The organism is Litchfieldia stipae (assembly GCF_014837155.1).
In the GTDB taxonomy this organism is placed as follows: Bacteria; Bacillota; Bacilli; order Bacillales; family Bacillaceae_L; genus Litchfieldia.
This window is the reverse complement of the sequence record NZ_JACYHA010000004.1, coordinates 95,268-121,654: the sequence shown is the minus strand read 5'-3', so window position 1 is coordinate 121,654 and position 26,387 is coordinate 95,268. Positions and strand designations below refer to the sequence as shown.

General features: G+C 36.6%; 21 protein-coding genes, 1 pseudogene and 1 riboswitch. All 22 genes and pseudogenes read right to left on the bottom strand.

Annotation, left to right across the window (positions count from 1 at the left end; all coding sequences use genetic code 11):
- Window positions 1–25: 25 nt before the first annotated feature.
- Entirely contained in the window at window positions 26–781 is a 756-nt protein-coding gene (kduD, locus tag F7888_RS06610) for a 2-dehydro-3-deoxy-D-gluconate 5-dehydrogenase KduD (protein ID WP_191778389.1), read from the bottom strand.
- Window positions 782–909: 128 nt separating this feature from the next.
- On the bottom strand, window positions 910–1,677 hold the full coding sequence (locus F7888_RS06605) for a DeoR/GlpR family DNA-binding transcription regulator (RefSeq protein ID WP_225228631.1): 768 nt from the start codon (window positions 1,675–1,677) through the stop codon (window positions 910–912).
- Between the two features lie 196 nt (window positions 1,678–1,873).
- Window positions 1,874–2,140 (bottom strand): hypothetical protein, encoded by a 267-nt coding sequence (locus F7888_RS06600; protein WP_191778388.1) that lies wholly within the window; start codon window positions 2,138–2,140, stop codon window positions 1,874–1,876.
- Window positions 2,141–2,199: 59 nt separating this feature from the next.
- Entirely contained in the window at window positions 2,200–2,514 is a 315-nt protein-coding gene (locus F7888_RS06595) for a hypothetical protein (protein WP_191778387.1), read from the bottom strand.
- A gap of 44 nt (window positions 2,515–2,558) precedes the next feature.
- Window positions 2,559–2,649, bottom strand: a riboswitch (cyclic di-GMP riboswitch).
- Window positions 2,650–2,884: 235 nt separating this feature from the next.
- A complete protein-coding gene (locus tag F7888_RS22475; RefSeq protein ID WP_318246246.1) occupies window positions 2,885–3,904 on the bottom strand; it encodes an Ig-like domain-containing protein in 1,020 nt (339 codons plus the stop codon).
- 21 nt (window positions 3,905–3,925) lie between these two features.
- Window positions 3,926–5,086: pseudogene (locus F7888_RS22470) on the bottom strand (arabinogalactan endo-1,4-beta-galactosidase); the annotation flags it as partial.
- 767 nt (window positions 5,087–5,853) lie between these two features.
- A complete protein-coding gene (locus F7888_RS06585) occupies window positions 5,854–7,923 on the bottom strand; it encodes a beta-galactosidase (RefSeq protein ID WP_191778553.1) in 2,070 nt (689 codons plus the stop codon).
- A gap of 36 nt (window positions 7,924–7,959) precedes the next feature.
- Window positions 7,960–8,811: a sugar ABC transporter permease gene (locus F7888_RS06580; RefSeq protein ID WP_191778385.1), complete on the bottom strand. Its 852-nt coding sequence runs from the start codon at window positions 8,809–8,811 to the stop codon at window positions 7,960–7,962.
- A 3-nt stretch (window positions 8,812–8,814) separates the two neighbouring features.
- A complete protein-coding gene (locus F7888_RS06575) occupies window positions 8,815–10,071 on the bottom strand; it encodes a carbohydrate ABC transporter permease (RefSeq protein ID WP_191778384.1) in 1,257 nt (418 codons plus the stop codon).
- Window positions 10,072–10,191: 120 nt separating this feature from the next.
- Window positions 10,192–11,460 carry a sugar ABC transporter substrate-binding protein gene (locus F7888_RS06570; protein ID WP_191778383.1) on the bottom strand — a complete coding sequence of 423 codons (1,269 nt, stop codon included), beginning with the start codon at window positions 11,458–11,460 and terminating at the stop codon, window positions 10,192–10,194.
- A gap of 154 nt (window positions 11,461–11,614) precedes the next feature.
- Window positions 11,615–12,607, bottom strand: a complete 993-nt coding sequence (locus F7888_RS06565) for a LacI family DNA-binding transcriptional regulator (RefSeq protein WP_191778382.1) — start codon at window positions 12,605–12,607, stop codon at window positions 11,615–11,617.
- A gap of 151 nt (window positions 12,608–12,758) precedes the next feature.
- Window positions 12,759–13,397 (bottom strand): hypothetical protein, encoded by a 639-nt coding sequence (locus tag F7888_RS06560; RefSeq protein ID WP_191778381.1) that lies wholly within the window; start codon window positions 13,395–13,397, stop codon window positions 12,759–12,761.
- 147 nt (window positions 13,398–13,544) lie between these two features.
- Window positions 13,545–14,693 carry a galactonate dehydratase gene (gene dgoD, locus F7888_RS06555; RefSeq protein ID WP_191778380.1) on the bottom strand — a complete coding sequence of 383 codons (1,149 nt, stop codon included), beginning with the start codon at window positions 14,691–14,693 and terminating at the stop codon, window positions 13,545–13,547.
- A 30-nt stretch (window positions 14,694–14,723) separates the two neighbouring features.
- Window positions 14,724–15,725, bottom strand: a complete 1,002-nt coding sequence (locus F7888_RS06550; RefSeq protein WP_191778379.1) for a 2-dehydro-3-deoxygalactonokinase — start codon at window positions 15,723–15,725, stop codon at window positions 14,724–14,726.
- A gap of 31 nt (window positions 15,726–15,756) precedes the next feature.
- A complete protein-coding gene (locus F7888_RS06545; protein ID WP_191778378.1) occupies window positions 15,757–16,401 on the bottom strand; it encodes a bifunctional 4-hydroxy-2-oxoglutarate aldolase/2-dehydro-3-deoxy-phosphogluconate aldolase in 645 nt (214 codons plus the stop codon).
- A 203-nt stretch (window positions 16,402–16,604) separates the two neighbouring features.
- Window positions 16,605–19,787, bottom strand: a complete 3,183-nt coding sequence (ebgA, locus tag F7888_RS06540; RefSeq protein ID WP_191778377.1) for a beta-galactosidase subunit alpha — start codon at window positions 19,785–19,787, stop codon at window positions 16,605–16,607.
- Between the two features lie 56 nt (window positions 19,788–19,843).
- Entirely contained in the window at window positions 19,844–20,674 is an 831-nt protein-coding gene (locus tag F7888_RS06535; RefSeq protein WP_191778376.1) for a carbohydrate ABC transporter permease, read from the bottom strand.
- On the bottom strand, window positions 20,674–21,606 hold the full coding sequence (locus F7888_RS06530) for a carbohydrate ABC transporter permease (RefSeq protein WP_318246234.1): 933 nt from the start codon (window positions 21,604–21,606) through the stop codon (window positions 20,674–20,676). Before F7888_RS06530 ends, F7888_RS06535 begins: the two co-directional genes overlap by 1 nt.
- A gap of 159 nt (window positions 21,607–21,765) precedes the next feature.
- A complete protein-coding gene (locus F7888_RS06525; RefSeq protein ID WP_191778375.1) occupies window positions 21,766–23,085 on the bottom strand; it encodes an ABC transporter substrate-binding protein in 1,320 nt (439 codons plus the stop codon).
- Between the two features lie 205 nt (window positions 23,086–23,290).
- Window positions 23,291–24,070, bottom strand: coding sequence for an IclR family transcriptional regulator (locus F7888_RS06520; RefSeq protein WP_191778374.1), 780 nt, complete (start codon window positions 24,068–24,070; stop codon window positions 23,291–23,293).
- A 222-nt stretch (window positions 24,071–24,292) separates the two neighbouring features.
- Window positions 24,293–25,441 carry an iron-containing alcohol dehydrogenase gene (locus F7888_RS06515; RefSeq protein ID WP_191778373.1) on the bottom strand — a complete coding sequence of 383 codons (1,149 nt, stop codon included), beginning with the start codon at window positions 25,439–25,441 and terminating at the stop codon, window positions 24,293–24,295.
- A gap of 96 nt (window positions 25,442–25,537) precedes the next feature.
- Window positions 25,538–26,383, bottom strand: a complete 846-nt coding sequence (gene rhaD, locus F7888_RS06510; RefSeq protein WP_191778372.1) for a rhamnulose-1-phosphate aldolase — start codon at window positions 26,381–26,383, stop codon at window positions 25,538–25,540.
- Window positions 26,384–26,387: the final 4 nt, after the last annotated feature.

Here is a 26,387-nt window from a genome sequence, read left to right as displayed (position 1 = left end):
ATTACCCCTTTCGAAATGAAGTATCTTAAGAACTCAACCATCCACCATCAACACATAAGATATGTCCATTGACATAGCTTGAAGCATCTGATGCTAAGAAGATAACTGCTCCTTTTAAATCTTCTGGTGTTCCCCAACGTCCTTGAGGAATTCTTGATGTAATGTATTCATTTCGTTCTTCGTTCGAACGAAGCTGTGCTGTATTATCAGTAACCATATATCCTGGGGCAATCCCATTAACATTTACACCCCGTTTGGACCATTCATTTGCTAATGACTTTGTTAAACCTGCAATCGCATGCTTACTTGCTGTATAAGCAGGTACTCTTAATCCACCTTGGAAGGATAACATCGATGCTACATTAATAATTCTACCTGAACCATTTTCAAGCATATGCTTACCTACGTCTCTGCATAATTTAAAAACAGAGTTTTGGTTCACATTAATGACGTCAAACCAATCTTCATCGGAATAATTTTCTGCATCTGATCTGCGAATAATTCCAGCATTGTTAACCAAAATATCAATCTTATCAGTTAAAGCAAGCGCCTCTGTTACTAGCTTTGCAGTAGCTCCATCTTCAGATAAATCGATATTTATTTGATGAAATGTTCCACCAATCGCTTCAATTTGCTTGCGCGTTTCAGACATATCACTTATTCCAGCCCCAATGACGACTGCACCAGCTTCAGCGAGACCTACAGCCATACCTTGCCCTAAACCACGACTAGCTCCTGTTAATAAAGCTACTTTACCTTTTAATGAAAAAAGGGATGCCATATATCTTACCTCCTCTAGTTTACTTTTGTTTCAAAATGTTCATTAATGTTCAATATAGTTTGTATTATATCACAAATAAAAAAGATGACAACGGTTAATTCTTCGTAGTCATCCTAATCTAAACGATATTAAATAGGTGCAATATGTATACTCATTTGTTTACTCTCAAGTTTCTTATGTGCTGCCTTATCAAGAGTTGAATCAGTGACAATTTCATCAACTTCTTCAATGGAGGCAAACTGAATAAGTGCCACCTTTTCAAATTTTGTTGCATCTGCTAATAAAGTAATATGGTCAGCAGAAGCAATAATTTGTTTCTTCCAATCCGCATGAATGCTATTAAAAACAGTTAATCCATGTTCAATTGATATGCCTGTCGTTCCAAAAAACAAACGATTTACTCTCATTCTCTTTAACATATCGGTGGCTTGAGCTCCCATTAAAGAGGAAGAATCATCAATTCTAGTTCCACCTAACACCAATAATTGAACATTTGGTTTACTGAGTAATACGTTAGCAATCTTCAGATCATTCGTAATTACTGTTATTGGAAAATCTCCTAATAATTCAGCAAGTTCAATCGTTGTACTTCCCCCATCCATCAAAATGGTTTCATTTGGTTTAATCAGTTTTAAGGCAACCTTTGCAATGGCATGTTTTGCCTCACTGTAGCCTGATTGGCGTTGTGCAATTGGCAGCATTTCCCCTTCAAGCTCTTCTAATATGGCACCACCATGTATCCTTTTTAAGAGTCCTCGATCCTCAAGTAACTCAAGATCCCCTCTAATTGTTTTTTCAGTGACCCCTAACAGTTTACTTAGCTCTGAAACTCTTATTACTTTATATTTATTTAATTGATCCAAAATTCGTTCATGCCGTTCAACTGCAAGCATCATTAGTTCCTCCGATAGTTACTAATCTATAGATAGTGTTAAAGTGTTAAATTGTTCTTTTTTTATCTTTTTTGTTCGTTTATTACAATAGTATATAGTTTCTAGTATGATTTCTCCACTATTTTTTATTAGTAAATTATTCAAAAAAAGAAGGCCGGTTAAACGTTGCAATCTGCATACGATTAAACAGCCTTCTATTTCATATACGTTGTTCATAGCCTTGATGAACAGTTGTTGAAATTAACCCTACTACTACAGGATACAGGTAATTTATAATATTACCGTCTCTTTGCTTAATTTCATCAATTCCCTTACTTAGTTCGTGAATATCTTTGTATGTTAATTTTTCTTTGAAAAGTTCTTCTATCTTTGTTCGATTTACTAAATACGTTTTGTTCTTAATTTTCACCTTAAATTGTATAACTTGGTGTTCACCAATTGATAATAATAATTTGTTCATTTTCATTACTCTCCTCTCAATTTAAACATTGAAATTTGAGTCTGTGCACCAAAGAATATTGCGATTTATTCATTTCTAAGAATGAATTCCAGTTTTGTTTTCGCTTCGATATAATCCATTCTCAAGCCTGTTAAGAACTCTAGATTGTAGTCTCCTTTTGCTTCCATTTTTAATAAATGAAAGATACGAGGTTTTTCATGTTGTAGGATTGTCATGATTTCAATCGTTGGCAAAACTATCGTGGAATTTCTAGTTGATCTTATTAGCTGTCTTAAAAAACTCTTGAAGTAGTGAATGGACTCCGCTTGGTCTGGATATTCTTCCATCAATTTACAGAACTTTTGAAGTTGTTTCTTTAGTTCTTCCGTATTTTTAGTCATCTTAATCCCCCCGTAAATAAATTACGGGTTACCAAATAAACCTATGAGGTAGCCCGGCTATCATCGCATTTTCCTTCATACATTAGACCCGTGGTTTTGCGTCCTTACCTTTCAGTAAGTTTGCCATTTTTCTCTTTTTTGTAAATAAAATACTTCTTATTACATGGACAAATTATACCCTTCATATGACTTTTGGTATACAAAAACTTTCAAAATCTGACATTAATAGTTATAAAGAACTATAATAATTCCAATTAATTCTATTACTTTAACATTATTAAACCACACGCTACTATAATCCTTGTTTAACAAACAAAAAGGCTGCACCAAAGTCATTTTAACAGTGACTTTCAGCACAGCCTCATCAGTATTAATTCAATCGTTTTCTTCTAATTAAAACAAAACTTCCAATTGCTAATAACACTAAACCTATTAATAAGCCATTATATAGATTTGTTGCGGTATTAGGTAATTGTGCTCCTTCTTGACCTTCTTTGTCTGTGTTGATGTCTTGATTATCGGTAGACTTTTCTCCACCATCCTCTTGCTCATCCGTCACTTGATCTTCTGGAACAATGATCGTATCTTCATCATCGCTAGGAATCTCCTCTGCTGGTGATTCTTCAGTGATTTCCTCTTCCCCTTGATTACCATCTCCAGGGATTTCTTCATTTTCCACGTCTTCTCCTGGTGTTTCTTCGTTTCCATCCTCTTTTCCATCATTATATTCACCGACATGATACAGATAGAAATCGTCAATTGTTCCCCAAGCACCTGCATCAGCCTTAACTCTAGCACCAATGGTGATTGTTCCATCCAAAATCAGGATGTCAGATAGCTCAGGATTTTGCCAATTTACCCAACCATTCACACCAGTTTCTGCTTTATATTCTTCTCCATTAACTTTAGCATACAGATACATTTCAGGGTGATTCGCATCTCCGCCTTGAATAAACATTGAGAGATTATAGTACCCTGGTTCTAAACCAGTAATTGTTTGCTCTACCTTGAAGTCTACTCCTTCACCAGAATAGTAATGTAAAGAATACTCTCCAGATTTTGCATCTGATGCTTTTTGTTGATATGTTGCATGCGGTGTTACACCTTCATCATATAGAAGGTTCCACATGCTGCGATCATTGTCTTCAAAGCTTGGATTCAATGTAAAGTTTTCTGGATTAATCGTTAAGCGTGCTTTAACTGTCAAATCACCATCAACAATTCCAGAGATGACATAAGTGCCTGCACCATTTGCAATCGCCTGATCTAATGCATTCTGATCCCATGTTACCGAAGCTTGCCCTTCACTACCATCATTGTAGACAACAGTTACAGTATTCGGTAGAGAAATCTCATCTCCTAAAATAGCACTTACTGTTACATCTTTCACTTCATCAATTTGCAATGGCGCAACTGCTCCTGTATCCACATATTTAAATACATTTAAAGAAGGTAGTGGAGAACCGTTAAAATCAAACAATGCTTGGTTATCAACTGCACTTCCACCATACCACGCACCTGCATCATGTGGATCATATTCTGCTGCAAAACTCGTTGCCCATCCAGACCCATACTTTTCCCAGATTGCTTTATTTTCTGTTAGATTTTCTGCTGGTCCTACAGGTATCCAAGCTGGTTCCCAGTAAAATACACCTATTCCTGCTTCACCTACATTTACAACTGCTTCAATCACATCTCTTACTGCCGTTGCTTGTCCTTGAACAGTAACTGGGTAATTTAGCGTTTGGCCAGAGCTCTGTGGCGCAGTATTCCCATGACCATCACCATCTTCAGCTGTATATGCATAAGAAGTTTCAGCCACCATAACCTGCTTATCATACGTATCTGCAACATGCTTCAATACCGATGTTAAATTACTTAATGTACCATGCCAGAAAGGATAATATGAGCTTGCAAATACATCATAATCAACATTATTCGTATCTAGTGTCTTTGCAATTGTTGCATATCTACCAGACGACTCTGGATTAGTAAAATGTAACGCTACTAAAATACTAGAATCTAATTCCCTAATTGCTCTACTTCCTTCATTAAATAGAGCACTCATCTTAGTCCAGTCACTTTCTCCAGCCACTGCACCATTTGTTTCATTTCCTACCTGAACCATGCCGATATCGATACCTTCATCGATCATAGCTTGTAAGCTATCTTTCGTATAAGAATATAACGCTTCCTTTTTATCCTCGAAGCTTAAATCCTTCCAAGCTTTTGGTGCCTGTTGTTTAGCTGGATCTGCCCAGAAGTCTGAGTAATGGAAATCAACAAGTAATTTCATTCCATTAGCTGTCGCTCTCTTTCCAATTTCAATCGCTGTTTCTAAATCATTATTTCCTCCACCATACCCATTTCCTTGGGTATCATAAGGGTCATTCCATACACGAACACGGATATAGTTTACTCCAGCATCTGCTAAAGTTGTAAAGATATCTTGTTCTTGACCTTGTTCATTATAAAACTTCACACCACTATTTTCTAAAGCAATAATACTAGAATTATCAACACCCTTGATAAAATCTTCACTTAATCCTTCTACTTTCTCTACAAAAATATCAGCTTCAACTGGTTGTGGACCATTTCCACTCCCATTAAGAGATGTTAATTGAACACTATCAAGATATCCCCAAGCTCCGGCTACTCCAGTTACAGTCGCACCTACTTGAACATCTGATTGATCCTCAGACACCTCAAACTGAACACTAACTGTTCCCCAATTATTATAGCCAGTAGTTGTCACTGCTTCAGTTGTCTTTTCACCTGCAAAAACACTTACAGCTCCAAGCTCTCCCATCGATTTAACTGACAACTGATAGCTTCCAGCTGGAAGACTTGAAATCGTTTGTGCAATCGTAAATGATTGAGCTGCATCCGATTTATCGTTGATCCAATATTTGAATGCATGATTTCCCTCATCAGGAGTCATCCACTCATCGTCTGCGTATGCAAAATGAGATAAATCTACCAAATCCCAATCATCAGTGGTAACATTCCAAGACCCATCACTCCAGAAATCAGCTTCGAATCCCCCATTGGTTATGTAATTCTTTGAGGTTTGAGCCGAAACACCAGAAGTGTTTGCAAAAAACGAACTAAATACGATTAAAAAAGCCAATAACAATGCTATACTCTTTCTACTTTTCCCCATATTTCCTCACCTTTACTATTAATTTTGGATAAACTATTACTATATTAAAACTTACCAATAGTAAGCGTTTCCACCTATCCTCAAAAAAACTCACTGAACAATAACTAGATCTATAGATAGATTGGTAGTTTACTCTCATTCAGTGAGTTCAATGTAAGGGGAGAAGCCCCCCTTACTTAATTCGTTCTTGTTTTCTCAACAATTCGAACTTCATATTTTTCTAATGTCAATTCTCCAGTGATCTTCTCACCTGTCACAACATCTTTTACTTCATAGTCAAATGCGATTGGTTGCTTTTCTTCAGTAAAGTTCATGACAAAAAGATAGTCAGAATCTGGAGCTTGTCTTACTTGAACTGAAACGCCTTCACCATGCTTAACAGAAGCAACAGGTTCAAGCGATAATTCAGTAATTAACCCTTGATAGAAATCCTGTTGGAAGGCATGCTCTAAGCGTCCACCAATATAATATGCTTTTCCTGCTTCATATTTATGACTAGTAACAGCTGGAGTTTCTGCATAGAAATCATCTTCATAGACAGCTTCTACGTTTGCAGAATCTACTTCTATTAATGTTGCATAATCCTTTAACACATAGCTTTTGCCATTAAATGTAACGGCATTTTGGTCTTTAGGATATAACGTGTCTGTTTCAGTTGGCTTGATTCCGAAAATATCTTGGAGATCTTTATGCCAGCCACCTAGATATGTTAGGTCATGTTCATTAACCAAGCCACTAATATATGTCATAACTAGCGTACCGCCACCTGCAACAAATGTTTTCAAACGAGAGATTGTCTCTTCACTTACTAAATAAAGCATTGGGACAATCAGTAATTTATAAGATGAAAAATCTTGTTCCTTTGTGATGACATCTACTGGAATATCCTTTTCCCAGAAAGCTTTGTAATGCTTCTGAAGTGTTTGGGGATATAGCTTTGTTTCCAATCCGAAGCCTTGAGCATCATTCAGAGCCCAATTGCTTTCCCAATCATATAAAACCGCAACATCGGCTGGTCTATTTGTTCCGATTACATCAGTTAGCTTCTCTAATGTTTGTCCTACTTTTGCAACTTCTTGGAATACACGATTTTCTGAACTATTATCATGATCGACAACAGCCCCATGGAATTTCTCAGAAGATCCACGTGATTTACGCCATTGAAAATAAAGAACACTATCAGAACCATGCGAAATCATTTGCATAGATGAAAGTAGGTGCATTCCAGGGCGTTTTGCTTTATTGACATTATGCCAGTTAACACCACTTGGAGTAGACTCCATTAACAGAAACGGCTTTTGTTTTAAACTACGATATAAATCGTTAATAAATCCAACCTTAGAAGCTAAATCAGCTGTCGTCTCCCAATCATTATGCCATGCTGGATACGCATCCCAGCTAATTACATCTAAGTGCTTAGCAAATTTACTATAATCAAGTGCTTGGAATGGAATTAAATCATGTGTATCAGCCATAAAGTTAGTTGTAATTGGTACATTTGGCGTAAGTTCTCTTAATGGAACAATCTCATTATTATAGAATGAAATCGTTTGATCAGTTACAAATCGACGCCAATCTAAGTTCAATCCATGTACCATGTTTTCTCCAATTGGAGATGGTGATTCAACTTGTGACCAATCAGTGATTGTATGGCTCCAGAATGGTCCCCACCAAGCATCATTTAAAGCTTTTAAATCATGATTATACTTTTCTTTGATCCATTCTCTAAATGCAGATTGACACTTGTCACAGTGGCACTCGCCACCATATTCATTTGAAATATGCCACATTAACAATGAAGGATGATTACCGTATCGCTCAGCAAGTAATCGATTCATTGTTTGCGTTTTTTCACGATAAACTTCTGAAGTAAAGCAATGATTATGTCTGCCACCATGTAACTGTTTCACTCTCGCACCATTTACACGAAGTACCTCAGGATATTTCTGTGATAACCAAGTAGGGCGGGCCCCACTTGGTGTAGCTAAAATCACACGTCCACCAATCCCATGGATATTATCAATAATCTCATCTAACCACTCAAAGTTGTACACTCCCTCTTCCGGCTCAAGAGCACTCCAAGCAAAGATTCCTACTGAAAATGTATTTGTATGGGATAGCTTCATCAATTTGATATCATCTGCTAAAATATCAGGTCGATCTAACCATTGATCTGGATTGTAGTCTCCTCCATGAAGCATGAAATTAGCGTTCGTTACGTAAGTTTTTTCATGTTTTGACATAATAATCTCCTTCTAACACTTATTTGTATCCAGTCTTATTTATCCTTTTGTACCACCCGCAGTTAACCCTGAAACAAAGTTCTTTTGAAGAGCTATGAAGATAATTGCAATCGGGATACTAATTAGAATCGCTCCAGCAGCAAACGTTGTATAGCTTGCTCCCATTACTTCATTAACTAAATTATATAAACCAATCGGTAATGTATAAGCTTCTGGTTTTCGTAAAATCACTGAAGACAATACGAAATCTCCAAGTGGACTTGTAAATCCAAGCATTGCTACTACAGCTATCATTGGTCTTGATAATGGCATAATAATTTGCCAAAAGATTCGTGTATTACTAGCTCCATCGATTTTCGCACTCTCATCTAAATCCAGTGGAATTGAGTCCATATACCCTTTCATCAAGTACGTATTCATAGGGATAAGACCACCGATATACAAAATGATTAACAACCAATGATTGTTCATCATTCCTAGTAACTGTGCTAAAACAAAAAGTGCAATTAGAGCTGAAAATTGTGGAATCATTTGTAATAACAAGAATAGTGTTAAAGCATTTTGTCTTCCTTTGAAACGGAAGCGAGAGAATGCATAAGCTGTAAATGATACGCTAATCACTGTCCCTATCATTGTGAAAATACTGATTTTAAGTGAATTCAAGTACCATTGTCCATACTGTAAGCTAGACTTACCAGCAAATAACTCTCTATAATGATCTAACGTTGGGTTCTTTGGAATCATCGAGGTACTAATCAAACTATTCCCTGGATTAAAGCTTGCCCCAATTGTCCATAGAAGTGGATAAACAATGATGACCACCATGAACGTTAAGAGTGAATACGATAAAAGGAGACGAATAAATTTTTGTGTTTTCATATTGTTCATCATCGCTTAAGCCCCCTCTTTGAATGAATTTGTTCGTCTAAATTGCCATAATGCTATCCCGATAACAAAGATTGATAGTAAGATTGTTAACGCAGCAGCAAGTGAGTATTGACTTGATTGCATTGTTAGTTTGTAAATCCAAGATACTAAGATATCTGTACCACCGGCATTTGATCCTGGAACTGCTGGTCCCCCACCGTTGAATAGATAGATAATATTAAAGTTATTAAAGTTAAATGTGTATTGTGTAATTATGATTGGTGCCATTGCAAGTAAAATCATTGGTAATGTAATGTTTTTAAATTTAGCAAAGATAGATGCTCCATCAATCGTCGCTGCTTCATACAAATCATCTGGAATCGATTGCAGTACACCTGTAGTTACTAAGAATACGTAAGGAAATCCTAACCAACCTTGGATAAGGATAAGTGCCACCTTCGTCCAATTTTCATCAGTCAGCCATGGAATCGCATCAACCCCAAAGAATGCTAAAATATCATTATTAATTGCTCCAAAACTATCATTAAATAATCCCGCAAAGATAAGGATTGTTACAAACCCCGGAACAGCCCAAGGTAAAACTAAAATTGTACGATAAAAACGTTTAAAGCGAATGTCTTTTTGATTAACAACAATTGCTAGGAAGATTCCAAGAGCCACTTGAAGAGTTGAAGCTACAAGTGTCCAAATAATAGTCCAAGATAATACATCAAAGAAGGTTGATCGCCAAATATCGACCGTGAAGATTTCTAGGAAAGTCTCGAAGCCCACCCAGTCTGCCAAATTTGCAGGTGGGGAGTGATATAAATCGTAATTAGTAAATGCTAATGCAAAACTAAATAAGATTGGAAAGATTACTGCAAAGATTAGAATAAAGAGAGAAGGACCACTTATGACGTATGGATATCCTTGTGCAACTAGATTATGGTAATCTTCTTTAAGAGAACTTAATCTCATATTCTGATCACGAAGTTTTCCATTTTTATAAGCATCTTTGAAATTTAAGTAATAAAACGCAAGACCAAAGGCAGTTACAATAACAGCGATAATCCCTTCCGCTAATAGAAAGATTGAGTTATCTCTTGGTACTTCAGTACCCAATGTGAATAGTCCCCAAAATCCCATGTTTAACAAATCGCCAAATACCGCAAAGAATGATATAGCCAGTACAAGGAATGTAAGACCTTTTACTATTTGTTTATTGTAAAATTGACCTAATCCAGGAATAATCGATAATAATACGGCTATTTTACGATGGTTCATATTGCTCACCTCTTCTATATAAGGCCCAGTTTGCCGGCCATGATATTCAAGCTTAAAATAAATGGTGTCAAACAGAATAAGCGTTTGACACCACTATTCTTTCTTAATGGTTCGATCTAATTATTTATGTTTTGCTTCAATTTGACTTTTAATTGTTTGTGCTGCTTGATTTAATGCATCTGTTGGTTCTGCTTTACCAGTAGCAATTGTTTGTAGCGCAGCATCTGCTGGTGTCCATACTTCATTCATTTGTGGAATATTAGGCATTAACTCAGAGAATTGTGATTGTTCAGCAACTGCTTGTGCTGCTTCACTTTCAGTTACAACTGGGTCGTTAGCTAAAGCTTGTACAGCTGGAACTTCTTTTGTAATTTCATATCTTGTTTTTGAATTTTCTTCATTTGCAATGAACGCAACAAACTTTTCAGCAAGATCAGGATTCTTTGAATAAGAGCTTACATTATAGCTTTTCACATTAACGAACGCACTCATATTTTCGCCATTTTCTAAAGCAGGTAACTTCGCTACTCCAAAATTAATTCCTGCTTTTGTGAATGGTTCAATGTTCCATGGTCCAGAAATGATTGCAGCAGCTTTACCTTCTGTAAATAATGACTCAATTACATTAATACCCTGCTCACCAATAATTCCTGATGGGAATAATTTTTCGCTATAAAACTTTTGAATAAACTCTGCACCTTTGACAGCGCCATCATTATTTAAGCCAATATCATCTGGATTAAAGCTTCCGTCCGCATCAGTTCCAAAAATATAACCACCATAAGCACTCATTAACCCTTGTGCATAATAAATTTGATCAAATAAAGCTAAGAAACCGAATTGCTTACCATCAGTCACACCTTTAGAATACTCATACCACTCTTCAAGTGTTTCTGGTAATTCTTCGTCAGAAATTAGGTCCTTGTTATAGTAAAGCATTGTTGTTTCTACAGCTTTGGGTAACCCATAGATTTTCCCATTAACTGTTTGTGATTGCATTGCTGATTCAGTGTAGATTGAAGTTACATCTTCACCAACATTTAATTCTTTTATTAACCCTTCAGTTACAGCTGTTCCAATTTGATCACCAGGCATTGTTAATACATCTGGGCCAGTACCTCCAGGACCATCTAAACGTAAGTCTTCGATTTGTTGAGCATAAGCTTTTTCAATTACAGTTACTGTTACTCCATTTTCTTCTTCAAACTTAGCAACAGCGTCTTTAATTCCTTCAGCTTTCTCTTTGTCTTCCCAAACGATTAATTCCTTATTTTCCGTAGTTTCCTTACCTCCAGTGTCCTCATTACCGCTGTCTTGTGGTCCGCAAGCAACTAGTGAAACTGTTAATGCAAGACCAGTAAGAATACTAAAATACTTTTTTAACTTCATGGATATAACATCCTTTCAAATGTAATTAAAAGCGCTTTAATTTTTTGTCGAAATGTGAAAGCGCTTTGATAAATATAATATATCACCTTAAAGAAAACGTGTAAACAACTTTTTCACCTAAGTTAGTAAAAAGTTTTACGAAAATGTTACAACGCTAGTTTGTGCTCTTTCTTATCACAAGTTCAGAGCCTAAATAAAGTGTTTTGATTAATTTGCGTTTCTCCACAACCTGTTCAAGTAATAGCTCTATCGCATTTTTACATAGTTCCCTAATATCAATGTGAAAAGTAGTGAGGGGAGGAGAAACATATTTAGTTACACTTATATTATTAATACTGATGATGCTCACTCTGTTCGGAATCGCGATTCCCTCTTCATTTAATGCTTGAAGACAACCAACTGCAATTGGGTCTGCGGCAACAAAGAAGGCTGTAGGTAACTGACCACCTAATTCTTTAATCGCTTTCTTCATCAAATAATAGCCATTCTCCACTGAAAACCCTCTATGAGAAAAGATATACGCCTCCTTCAACAATCCTTTTTCTTCCATATAACTTCTAAATACTAATTCTCGTAAATCCATTTCATCTTCTTCTGTATTAGGGTTATGAAATGTACCACCTATTAATCCAATCTCTTCATGTCCTTTTTCCGTTAAAAAGTCCACCGTCTTTCGCGTGATTTGTGTCAAATCTGGTCTGACTGAATCATAATGATTAGGATCAGGTGATGAATCAATAAATACTCCATTAGAAGTAATCCCTCTTAAATGAGCTAACTCTTCATCGGAAAATGTTCCTACTGCAATAAAGCCCTCAATGTTATCCGGAATTTGATGAATCCCATTTGAAATTTTATAGGTAATCAGTTCAATATTATATAATCTTGCCAACTTCTCAATTTCGATTCTCATTGTTTTAAAATAGACATCTTCTAATTCCTCAATATCAGATAGCCAATATAGAAAAGCTATATTTTTTACTAATAGCCTAACTGTTTTTTTGCGATAATTTAACTTTTCTGCTACTTCGTATATTTTTTCTCTAGTCTCATCGGGGACTGATAGGCTTTGGTCATTATTTAGTACCCGAGAAACTGTAGAAATCGAATAACCAGCTTTCTCTGCAATATCTTTAATTGTCGCCACTCTCGATACCTCCGTTTATCTCAATATAGTAAAACTTTTTACTAAATTTTACTTCATATTCGAAAAATGTCAAGTTCTCCCTTCCATTAATATTTCACCTTTACATAAAAAAACATGTAGAGAAGATAAACCATTCTCTACATGTCGGTGTTCACGATATGATTTCAAAAAACTGAGAGATTCTCTGAAGATTTTCTGTATTACCGGGAATACATAAGACAAAGTCATCGTTATAAATGACATTCTCGAATATTTTCATACCAGCTGGATTAAATCCAATCACCTGATCTTCTTTTAAAGCTGATGAATACAACTCACTTTCATTGAAGCTAGACAAATCAATACCCGATATTTCTTCAAATGGTAACAGCTGTCCATCATTATTTAATTGTTCAAACAATGCTTTTTCAACAACAAAAATATCAATCGACTTCGTTGCTACCTCAGCTGCCATTTTCTGAAGTCCAACTGATGAGTGCATGTCCATTTGTCCACTGGAATATTGGATTGAACGTACTGAAACAGTGTAATCCTTGCTTTCATCTTCTGTTAATAGTTCACTATTCATTGTTTCTTTCAGTGATTCAAGACTTAATGAATCTACTGACTCACCCATCACTACAAGATTTAGTACAACATCCTTTTTATCCCCAAAACTAGTAGCTGTAGCAATAATCAAAGCAATGATGACAATAGAGACAAGAAGATGAATTTTATAGTACTCCCATAAATACGCCCTTTTTTCTGAAAAGCTCATTGGTGCTAAGATTTCACTCAGTTTCTTTTTCATTAAATCAAATCCTTTTACAAGAGTTAAAATATAATAGTCTTAGAATCTATACCTACTATACCATATTTAAATCACTACGGGAATCGCTTACAATTTACAAAAAAAGAAACGATTACTAATCATGTAATCGTTCAAGTTCAATGGAAACTACCATTCAGCAATCGTTCCATCCTTATGTCTCCAGATAGGATTTTTCCACTTATGGCCGATTTCAGCCTGTTTTCTTACATACTCTTCATTAATTGCAATACCAAGCCCTGGTCCATTAGGTATTTCAACAAAGCCGTCCTTGTAATCAAATACACTTGAATCTTCAAGATAATCCAGTAAATCATTTCCTTCATTGTAATGAATCCCAAGACTTTGTTCTTGGATAAATGCATTATGAGCAGTTGCGTCAACTTGAAGACATGCTGCTAGTGCAATCGGCCCTAATGGACAATGTGGTGCGACGGCAATATCATATGCCTCTGCCATTGCGAAGATTTTTTTACACTCAGTAATTCCACCTGCATGTGACAAGTCAGGCTGAATAATATCAACATAGCCGCTTGCTAGCAGATTTTTGAAATCCCACCTTGAAAACATTCGCTCACCAGTCGCAATAGGAATCGTTGTTGCTTGTGAAATCTCGCGTAATGCTTCATTATTTTCAGGTAAAACTGGTTCTTCGATAAACATCGGACGAAATTGTTCAAGTTCTTTTGCCAGTATTTTTGCCATTGGTTTATGAACTCTTCCATGAAAATCAATACCGATCCCGATATCTTTACCTACATATTCACGTATGGCTGCCACTCTTTCAAGGACATCATCAATTTTCTTATAGGAATCAATGTACTGTAGCTCCTCAGTCGCATTCATTTTAACAGCTGTAAATCCAGCATTTACTTTTTCTTCAGCAGCTTTTTCCACATCACTCGGTCGATCTCCACCAATCCAAGAATATACTCGGACAGAATCGCGACAGGATCCTCCTAATAATTCATAAATCGGAGCATTAAAATACTTTCCTTTAATATCCCATAATGCTTGATCAATCCCTGCTATCGCACTCATTAAGATTGGTCCACCCCGGTAAAATCCCGAGCGGTACATTAATTGCCAATGATCTTCAATTCGCATTGGGTCTTTACCAATTAATTGCTCTCCAAGCTCTTCAACCGCAGCCTTCACTGTATGTGCCTTGCCTTCAATAATAGGTTCACCCCAACCAACGATGCCTTCATCTGTTTCTATTTTTAAAAACAACCACCTTGGCTGTACAATAAAACACTCTAAACTGGTAATCTTCACGGTTTTATTTCGCCTCCGTCAACATTTCATTTATCCAACGTTTAGCTCCACCATATCTCCAATGACCCTTGAACCAATAACAGTAGATTGTTCTGCTTGTTCATCTGTTGTTTCTATAATATTTGTGAAATTGAGATAAGAAAAAATCTCACAAAATGCTTTTCTTAATTTATTCTCGCCACCTATTACAATCCAATCGATACCATTGAGCTTATACATTTCCATCATCGCATTGATATCAGAAGCAAGAACGGCTCCAACAAAATAATTAGCTCGCTCATTTTCATTCATTTCATCAAAAAGGTGTAATAATCTTATATGGTAAAGTGATCTTGATAATCCAAATTTAACGCTGGCTTTGTAACCAGCAATAAGGGGCTTTTTAGCAATACTGGTAATTAATCCGCAATTTAAGGAGCTAGTTAAGATTGTATTCTGACTGATTGCTTGTAGAATTTCACCACTAAGTGTTGAGAGTACAGACGAGATTTCCCCATTTTCAACTGCGACACATTTTGTATGAGACCCAGGCAAAATCATAAAGCCATTGCCTTTTAAATTTAATAATCGTAGTAATCCAAATGTCTCCACTTCTTCCCCACGCATGACATCATATTGGTGAATATGTTTGTAATGCTCTTGGTTAACGGGCTCAATCTGATTCTTCATTCCTGGGACAAAAATACAAGGGATATTTAAAAAGCTTTGCATGGTTTTCACAGTAGCAGCTTTGGCAAAGTCTGAAATTCGAGATGGTCCTTCTACATGGGGTACTTCACAAAGCCCTAAATTTGAAGTAATCATGCCAGACGCAATGATATAGCGAATATGATGAATCTCACATTGATTCCTCCGAATAATTTCTTGAAGACCTTCTGCGAGCTTTGATTCTAGAGCCATTGTATTTCCATCTATTGCTGAATTTTTCACTCCGACGGATTTCTTAATAACATCTAAGATTCTATTGTTCTCTTCATCTACCAGTCTTATACGAGAGTTCGTAGTACCTGAATCAATTGCGATATAATACATATTTTTCACCACTCGTATTTGAATTTTGTTTTCAGCCTTTCGTCTCTTTTATTTCGGTGACTATCTTGGTTACTTTTTTCGCTCGTTCCGTGATCTCAGCAAACCGCTTTTCTTTTATAAGGTCATTACTTACCAATGATGAACCTAAACCAAGAGCAAAACAATCCACATCTAAATATGCACTTATATTATCAATGTTCACTCCACCAACTGGAATGAGATTCACATGAGGTAACGGTCCTTTTATGTCCTTCACATATTGTGGACCAAGAGAACTAATTGGGAATATTTTCACTACTTGAGCGCCAAGTTCATACGCTTGAACGATTTCAGTCGGTGTAAGTACGCCTGGGATCAATGGAACATGATAACGATTTGCCAAAGTAAGTGAACCTTTATGTAGGATAGGGGATAGAAGAAATGAAGCACCAGATAAAATACACATTCGTGCTGTTTCTTCGTCCAACACGGTCCCTGCACCAACTTTCATGTCTGGAAATTTCTTTCGAATCATTTCAATTCCTTTTAGAGCACCGGGGGTATTCATTGTGACTTCTACTACTCGAATTCCACCCTCGTATAATGAATGAACAACAGCCTCCAACTCATCCACCGATTGACTACGGATAATCGATATAATCTTTTCAGAATGAATTTTTTCTAAAGTTGAGTTCATACTGTTCCTTTCTTCAAACGTTTTTTGTAAAGGCTGTTTTCGTATAGATTGTTGCTTTTGATACCGCAGCCTGAATACACTCCGCGCCCTGTGGGAGCCTACTAGTCCCACGGGAGTCTCCGTGTGTATTCAGTCTGCTAGAAATCTATTCTCAATTAATTCGCCTCAAAAAAACAACAAACTTTGAGAAAACAGCCTTCGTCTTATACAAATTGCTTTGCTATTTTACGTGTTAACGTCATTTTGCTTAATTCGATTGGGGTATGCTGATCTTTTGAATATGGTTTTAATCGGACTTGGAAGTCAAATTCATCTGTGATTAGCTTATATTTGTCAAGTACATCAGGTCCACAGCTAGCAGATCCAAGACCATGATGTCTGTGATCTAGGTTCAGTGTAATAAAATCTTGTTTCTTAAGGTCATAGGTATGCTTTGCTTCTTCAAAATCTTTAATTGTATAGTAATGTGCACTAAAGTTTAGATGTGGATCACCTACGGCTAGAAATCCCGCGCCTCTAGTATCCGTGATTGAAACCCAATTAACTTGATGACGATTTCCGTTTTCTTGTGGATAGACATATGGTGTGTATAATTCTTCAACTGTCTTAGACCAAATACCCATACGGGTAGCCAACTGACTATCAACGTATGCTTCACCTGGTCCCAATCCATACCACTGAACAGTCTCAAATTTCTTCGGCAATGTCATCTTCAGGCCAATTCTCGGTAGCGTTTCTGGAACTTCTCCTTCTGGCTTCCCGCTTACATTTAACACAACATCGCCACTACCATAAACCGTATACGTGTATTCTGCATTAATTGCCCATGAATAGACAGGAGGAGCAATACGTACCTTCACTACAATCGTTGCCTTTTTACTGTCCTTCGACAGTGTATATGAAACTTCCTCCACTCGATTTGTGAGTGAGTCTACGCCGTACTTTTTCCATGTGTCTTTAGATGGAATAGGCTTAAAATTGGCATTGCCAATGCTATCATTATCAGTCGGGGCTCTCCAGAAATTTAATCTTGGTCCTTCTTCAATCATTTTAATCCCATTAAATGTCCAGGAATCAATGACTCCATAAACCTTATCAAAGCTAATCTCAAATTCTTCACCTGAAATATCTAAGGTATTCGTCTTTTCTTCGATAAAAAGTACGCCATATTGTAGTTCGAACTCATTTGAATTAGCTACATATACAGGTAATTCAAATTGAGCCCATGCAACCTCATGCCCAGCTCTTGCCCATAAGGTTTCAACTGCATTGACAAAGTTTAGATTCAACCAATAATCCGTATTCTGATTTACGGATTTAGGAAGTGAGATTGGAACAGTGATGACTTTTGAATCTCCAGCTGCAATATAAGGAATTGGAAGGACTCCATCATCCATGATTTGTCCATCAACGATTACTGACCATGACAGCTGCAAATGATCTAACGAAATAAAATCATAACGATTTGTAATTTTAATAGTTCCTTTTGTCAAATCAACTGCATCGACTTTAACAGGTTCGATTACTTTCTTATATTCAATTAATGCTGGAGATGGGGTACGGTCAGGCATGACTAGACCATCGATGACAAAATTAGAATCATGTGGTGTTTCCCCGAAATCTCCACCGTAGGCAAAATATTCTTCACCAGTTTCAGTTACTTGACGAATACCATGATCAAGCCACTCCCACACGAAACCACCTTGTAATCTACGATGCTTATAGAACGTCTCCCAATATTCTTTAAAACCTCCTGGTCCATTCCCCATCGCATGGGCATATTCACACATGATATGTGGCTTACTTAAATCCGTTCTTGCTCCTAATTGATCCATTACCTCAACAGATGTATACATTGTCGTATGAACATCAGAAACAAAAGGATCACTTGGATTGTTCTGCGTGCGATTCATTAGTTCTCTACATTCACCCTCATAATGAAGCGGTCTTGTTACATCTCTTTTTCTGGACCAGTTTGCCATTGCTTCATGATTTCTACCAAAACCAGATTCATTTCCTAATGACCACATAATAATAGATGGATGGTTTTTATCACGTTCAACCATTCGCTTCATGCGATCAACATACGCTTCCTCCCAAGCTGGATCATCACTAATTTGATGAGGGTTATTAACAAAGATAAAGCCATGACATTCCAGGTCTGCTTCATCAATCACATAAAGTCCATACACATTACATAACTCATAAAAACGTGGGTCATTTGGATAATGAGAAGTTCTAACCGCATTAATGTTATGTAGCTTCATTAATTTAATATCCTCAATCATCCAATCTAAAGGAACAGCTCTGCCCAAATCGGGATGATGATCATGTCGATTGACACCTTTGATCATAATTGGAACTCCGTTAACTAGTAACACACCGTCCTTAATCTCGACCGAACGGAAACCAGTCTTAGTTGGGATGACCTCTATCTCTCTGCCATTCTCATCCTTAAGTGTTAGTAATAAATGATATAAGTAAGGTGTTTCAGCAGTCCACTTTTCTGGATTCTGAATTGGAATTTCAAGTGATAGTTCACACTCTTTCCCTTGATCCACTTGAATATTTTTCAACTCTGTTCGTACGACCTCTTCATATTTTGCATTTAACACTTTTACTTCAACCTGATAATTGTCTAATGGTCGATTTTCATTATTTAATAGATTTAAATCAACCTCTAACACTGCATCTTGATAGTTTTCATCTAACATTGTTCTAACAAAGTAATCCCTAATTTGAACTTTAGGACGTGCAATAAGGTAAACATCGCGGAAAATCCCGCTTAGCCACCACATATCCTGATCCTCAATATAACTAGCCTCAGACCATTGGTATACTTGAACAGAAATCGTATTTTTACCTTCAATAATATATGAGCTTACATCAAATTCACTCGGTATTCTACTCCCTTGGCTGTAACCTACTTCTTGGCCATTCACCCAAACATGAAACGCGCTATCTACACCTTCAAATCTAACAATAACTGACTGATTCATCCATTCAGCAGGTATATGAAACTCCCTTCTGTAGGAGCCTGTTGGATTTTCCGTTGGAATATGCGGCGGGTCTACTGGAAATGGATATTGCACATTCGTATAATGTGGCTTGCCATAGCCATTCATCTGCCAGTTTGATGGAACTTCAATCTCATCCCATTGACTCGTATCAAATTTATCATCGAAAAATTGCTTTGGTGCAGCCATTGGATTTTCTGCATAATGAAATTTCCAAACACCATTTAATAACTTAAAGCCTTGGCTTTTTCCACGGTCATAGGTTAATGCAGATTGTTCGTCTTGATAAGCAAAGAAATAAGCTCTTTCTGGTAATCTATTTTGGTGAAGTACTGATAAATTCTCCCAGTTTGGAACATGTTTAGTCATTTTATAAGACCTCCATTTATTCTAGTTCAAATGAATGATATTGAAAGAACACAACTTTACCCTTTAACAGAGCCTCCAAATACGCCAGATACAAAGTGTTTTTGAAAGAATAGGAATAGTAATAGCATCGGAATTAATCCAATAACCGCTGCCACCATCACTTGCCCATATTGAACGACCTGGCCTGGCTGAACCATCATCGATAACATCAATGGTAATGTGTACATTTCTTTTGAACTAACGGCTACTAATGGCCAGATGAAGTTCCCCCATTGTTGCATAAAGGTAACAATTCCTAGTGCAGCACAAGCTGGCTTCATGACTGGTAGGACAATCCGAAAGAAAATACCGAAATCTCTACAGCCATCTATTCTTGCAGCTTCAATTAAATCATCAGGGAATGCTAACATTTGCTGCCTCATCAGGAACACACCAAATGGTGTCACAAGATAAGGAATAATCAAGGCAAAATACGTATCAATCCAATTGAAGTTCATCATGATAATGAACATTGGTACTAACATCACCTGAGTTGGAACCATCATAATTAATAAAACAGAAAAAAATAATGGTTCACGCCCTTTAAACTTATATTTGGCAAAGGCATATCCAGCCAATGCTGAGAAAAAAATGGTCGTAACCGTCGTAATACCTGATACAAGTAAACTATTAAATAGAGCCTTCCATAATGGCCAACCACTCGCCAGATTACTTAGATTTGTAAAGAAATTGGTACTTGGAATCAAGGTCGGAGGGATTTTGAAAATTTGGGATTCCTGTAATGTCGATGCTGTAAACATCCAATAAAACGGAAAGACAGAAATAGTAACCCCAATTAGTGCAAAGATGTAAATTAATAATTTATTAAATTGCCGTCTTTGATTCACTAGATTTCCCCTCCTTTTGAAAGTTTAATTTGGAAATAAGATAATATCGCAATAATACTTGTAACAATATATGCACCTGCTGAAGCTAACCCGAAATTGAATGATCCAAACGCTTTATCATATAAGTAAAGGATAACCGTTTGCGTCTCATTACGCGGTCCCCCTCCAGTTAACACGAATGGTTCTGCGAATAGTTGCAACGTGCCAATCGTTGATAAAATCGCACAAAATAGAATAACAGGCTTTAACATTGGGATTGTTATTTTAAAGAAACTAGTTAACTTACTAGCCCCATCGATACTTGCAGATTCGTATAAATCTTTTGGAACAGATTGAAGTCCAGAAAGAATGATGATTGCGTTATATCCAGTCCATCTCCATGTAACAGCAATCATAATTAATACCTTAGCCCAAGTACCATCTGAGAACCATTTCACTGAGCCTAAACCAAGTGCATTTAATAACTGATTAATCATTCCATAGTGTTCATTAAAGATGAGTGAAAATACTAAAGCATACGTCACTAAATCAATTAAAGCTGGAAGAAAGAACCCTAATCTTATGGCTCCTTTGAATTTCAACATATCTGAGTTAATCACAGAGGCAATGACTGTTGCGAAAATCAACATAACAGGAACCTGAACAAGTAAGATGATTCCTGTTGTACTCAGAGATTTCCAGAATAATGGATCTGTTAATAGAATCTTATAATTCTCCAAACCAACAAATGTTGTTACCCCAGCTCTCCATTTACTAAAACTTAAAATCAAGGAATAAATCAGTGGGTATAACATGAAAATAGCAAAAAGGATAAAAAATGGTGAGATAAAGACATAAGGACTTAAATCTAGGATTTGAAATTTCTTTTTCTTATTTAGGGTGATATCTTCAAACTTTTGCTCTGTATTTTTCTCCTGTTTAATCGAAGCCACTGTTCCACCTCCAAGACATTGATTCTAAAGTTCCAGGACACAGTCTTAGTTATCTATATAGGCTGTTTTCGTAGGATATTAATATCTAACACACAACTATTTTTGAAAACATCCTCTCTAACAAAGTGTCCTAGCCACTTTAGACCTAACTAAATACAGTTATTCACTAATTTCTAAGCCAGTATCTCTGGCTGCCTTTTCTTCTGCTGCTTCAAAGGCTTCGACAATATCCTTGCCATCCAAAATTTCACCTAAAGCCTCAACGATTGCTCCATTCACATCAAGGAAATGTGAGCCATAATCAATTGTCGGAATGTCAGCTGAAAGATTACCAAAGAACTCTGATAGAGCAAGGTCAAAGTACTCATCTACTTGCTTGAAGTTTTCAGTTTCATGGTAAGGTAACCAAGCAGGGAATAATCCGTACTCCATTTGAACATCCTGACCTTCATTTGTCATCAAACTGTATTCAATGAATCTCCAAGCTAATTCTTTATTTTCTGATTGAGATGAGATTGCCAGAGTAGATCCACCAGAATGTGATTGATTTGGTCCACCTTCAGTGAATCCAGGCATTGGCATTAGTCCCCATAAACCTTTTTGGTCGGCAGCTTGAGTCTTAATTGTTCCCGCATACCACACAGGGAAAACAACCGATGCATTTTGACTATTTACAAATGCACGAATTCGATCATCCCAAGTTGGTGCATCAATGACTAAACCTTCATCTACAAAACGCTTAAACATTTCTGCTGCTTGAATACTAGCTTCATCTGTAAAATCAATCTTTCCATCTTCAGTGTAATAATGACCACCTAGCTGATTTAATAACATACGATAGATTTCAGCAATATCATCAGAGCTTAAACCAAGTGCAAACATATTTACTCCAGCATTTGCTTCTTGGATTTTTTTAGCTGCTTCAATATATTGATCCCATGTTTTAATGGATTCTGGGTCAACGCCAGCATTTTCAAAGAAGTCTTTGCGGTAGTATACAGCTACAGGTCCAATGTCCCATGGCAATCCCATAATGTTTCCGTCTTTATCTTTTACTAGATTTAGAGCCACCTCTGCAAATTCTGATTCTCTACCTTCTAAACGATTAGACATACTAACAAACTGACCTTCAAATACATCTAAGAAGTTTGCAAAATCACGCTGTTGGATTTGCATGACGTCTGGTGCACCCTTTCCAGAAGTCAAGGGAGGTGTAATACTGCTATAGTCACTTGTAACATACTCAACAGTAACCTTTGTATTCGGATGCTCTTCCATAAATTTCTTGGCTGTTTCAGTTAGCGCATCTGCAGCAACATTCCAGCTTGCCACTTTAATTTCTCCTGATAATTCACCCTCTGGCGCCTCTTTCTCTAACTCGGCTAAATCACCGGAAGATGATTGCCCACCAGAACAAGCACTTAGAATTGAGATAAGCAAAACACTAACTAAGAAGATAGACAACAAACGTTTTTTCATTACAATTTCCCCCATTTAATTTGATTGTATTAAAAAAACAAACGTACTTCGTCTTTCATCTCACCTCCATTTTCCACCAAGAGTATTTATATGAATATGTGGATACCAAGAATAAGAATTAAATAAAGTAAAGCGTTTTCATTTAGTTGAATATATATGTTAGGTACTATGATTCTTTTAAATGACTAAGTAACCTAGAATATTTTTATATGGCTTGATTCCCTAATTCCTTTGAAATGTTTCGAGCACAATTTGTTATCTTTTCAGCATAAAGCTCCACCTTTGTTAATTCCAAACGATAAATAGGTGCAGCAACACTTATCCCGGCAACTACCTTATTTGAATGATCAAAGATTGGTGCTGCCACACAACGGATTCCTAATTCATGCTCTTGTTCATCAACAGAATACCGATTATTTCTTATATTACGTAATTCATTTAAAAGGCTTTCTCTCGTTATATGGGTGTAGTCAGTAAACTTTTTTAGTCCTTTTTCCATAATGATTGTATCTATTTCTGAAGGATCTAAATAAGCTAAAATTGCTTTCCCTACACCTGTACAATGAACGGGTGCTCTTTTTCCTATTCTCGAATACATTCGTATGGTTTGTGGACTTTCTATTTTATCTATGTAGACTATTTCTGAGTTTTCTAGGAAGACAAGGTGAACAGTTTCTTCTAATTCATGTGCGAGGTCTTTTAGATGAGGTGATGCAATAGATCTTATATCAAGAGATTGTAGAACTGAATCTCCTAATTCTAACAATTTTAAGCTAAGGATATATTTCTCTGTCACTTGGTCTTTCTTCACATAACCGAAGTTGGACAGAGAAGTTATCAGTCGATGTGCAGTGCTTTTGGAAACCTTTAATTGCTTAGCAATGTCTGTAATTCCTAAACCACTCCTTTCAACCTTTAATAATTCTAAAATGGATAAAGCTCTTTCAACAGATTGGATTGAAGTATTATTCTTTTCTGAAATCATAGGTTACCACCTTAAGTATTCAATTGTTTTATCGTTCCGCTATATGGAACATAGTTCCATTTTTACCTTAACTTTAGTTTAATAGGTTTTAGTAAGCGTTGTCAATAATGATTCAAAAAAATAGGACTTTTCTAACAACTTGTCCATAATAGATATTTTCCTACAAATTAAAGAACCAATCAAAGAGGATTTCATCTCTCCTTGATTAGTTCTTCTGTTAGCTTATAAAATCTCTTTAAACATCTGAATTACTTCTTCTTTTGTCGGTATAAATGGATTACCTGGTGCACATGCATCTTTTAAAGAGTTATCAGCTAGCTTATCAAGATCAACGTCTGTTACACCTAATTCAGACAGCTTGCTCGGGATTCCCACTTCTTTTGATAATGCTTTGATTGCTTCAATGACTTCTTCAGCACATTGCTCATCTGTTTTCCCTGCTACTTCTAGTCCAGCTGCTTTAGCTATTGCTCTAAATTTCTTCGGATCACGCTTTGCATTCTCACGTTCAACAATTGGTAATAACATTGCATTACATACACCATGTGGTAGATCATACACTCCACCAAGCTGATGTGCCATTGCATGAACAAAACCTAAGCCCGCATTATTAAAAGCAATTCCAGCTAAGAACATCACATAGACCATTTGTTCACGAGCCTCTATATCATGTCCGTCCTTGACTGCTCTTGGTAGATAATTAAATACGGTTTCTACTGCCGCAAGTGCTGTAGCATCTGTAACAGGAAATGCACCAGGTGTAACAATCGCTTCAATCGCATGTGTTAAAGCATCCATTCCTGTTGCTGCTGTTAAGTCTGCTGGTTTATCTAACATCAATTCAGGATCATTCACTGATATGGTCACTAAGCTATTTTTATCAACCATGACCATTTTCACTTGGCGCTCTTCATCTGTAATGACATAGTTAATTGTATATTCAGCTGAAGTGCCAGCAGTAGTATTCATTGCAACGATAGGTACAGACTTTTTCTTTGTTTTTCCGACACCTTCATATTCTCTTACATGACCACCATTTGTTAATACTAGCCCGATTCCTTTTGCTGCGTCTTGTGGGGAACCTCCACCAACAGAAACGATAAAGTCGCATCCGCTATCTTTAAACATATCTACTCCATCATGAACATTAGTCGTAGTTGGATTAGGTTTCACTTCATCATATACTTGATAGTTCACTCCCACACTGTCAAGCACCGCCAACACCTTACCTACAATTCCACTTTTATTTAGAAACTTGTCAGTTACTACAAACGCCTTTTTAAAGCCTAATTCTTGAATAAATGGTCCTACCTCACTCAGGCAGCCTCTTCCCATTAAATTTGTGCTTGGTACATAAAATACTCTTCCCATTTTTCCTCTCTCCTCCGTTAAAGTTTGTTCAATATTTCACATAAATGTCATTTAATCAAGAGAGACATGGAAATTGTCTCTCTTTCTTTGATGTACTTATATAGAAAGTACTCCTTCAATTGGAGTAACACCAAAGGCTTTGGCTAAATCAGCTAGGTTTTGATCTGTAATAACTTGCTTCACTCCACCTTGATGAGAATTTATGATTGTATAAATTTGCGCTGCCTTCTCTGCTGTTTCAATTAAACCAAAGGTTTCATCCATTGTAGTACCTGCACCGAAGATACCATGGAATGGCCAAATCACTAGACGGTGGTCTATCATTTTTTCAGCTGTACGTTGTCCAATCTCATCTGTTCCTGGTACCATCCAAGGTAAGATTCCAATTCCATCAGGGAATACAACAATACATTCTGTACACATTTGCCAAAGTGTTTTTGTGAAGCTCTTCTCGTCTAGTTCATGAGTGAACGTCATTCCAAGAAGATTTGAAGCATGGTTATGCATAATGATACGATGGTCTTTATCGACTTTTAAACGAGCAATATGGCTCATGAAATGTGATGGTAGTTCACTTGTTGGTTTTCCATCATTTTCAAGTCCCCATAGAAGCGTAATTGAATTTCCTGTTCCATCTACACGAATAATACCAAGGCAGTCTTCTGGGTTGTCTTTTACATTTTTGAAGTATTTACCTGAACCAGTTACGATAAAGTAACGATTAGCTAATTCTGGAACTGGGAAATCAAGGATAGCTGTACGAACAGCTTGATTTACATCTAAATATGGCGCTACTTCTTCTTCTGTTAGTAAGTAGCTAATGTTCCCACCATTACGCTCATCCCAACCAAGTCTCCACATATTATAAGTGGCACTCATCATTTCTTGAACGAATGGTGCTGAAGTAACTGATACATTTAATAGATCCTTTTCATTAATCATTTTA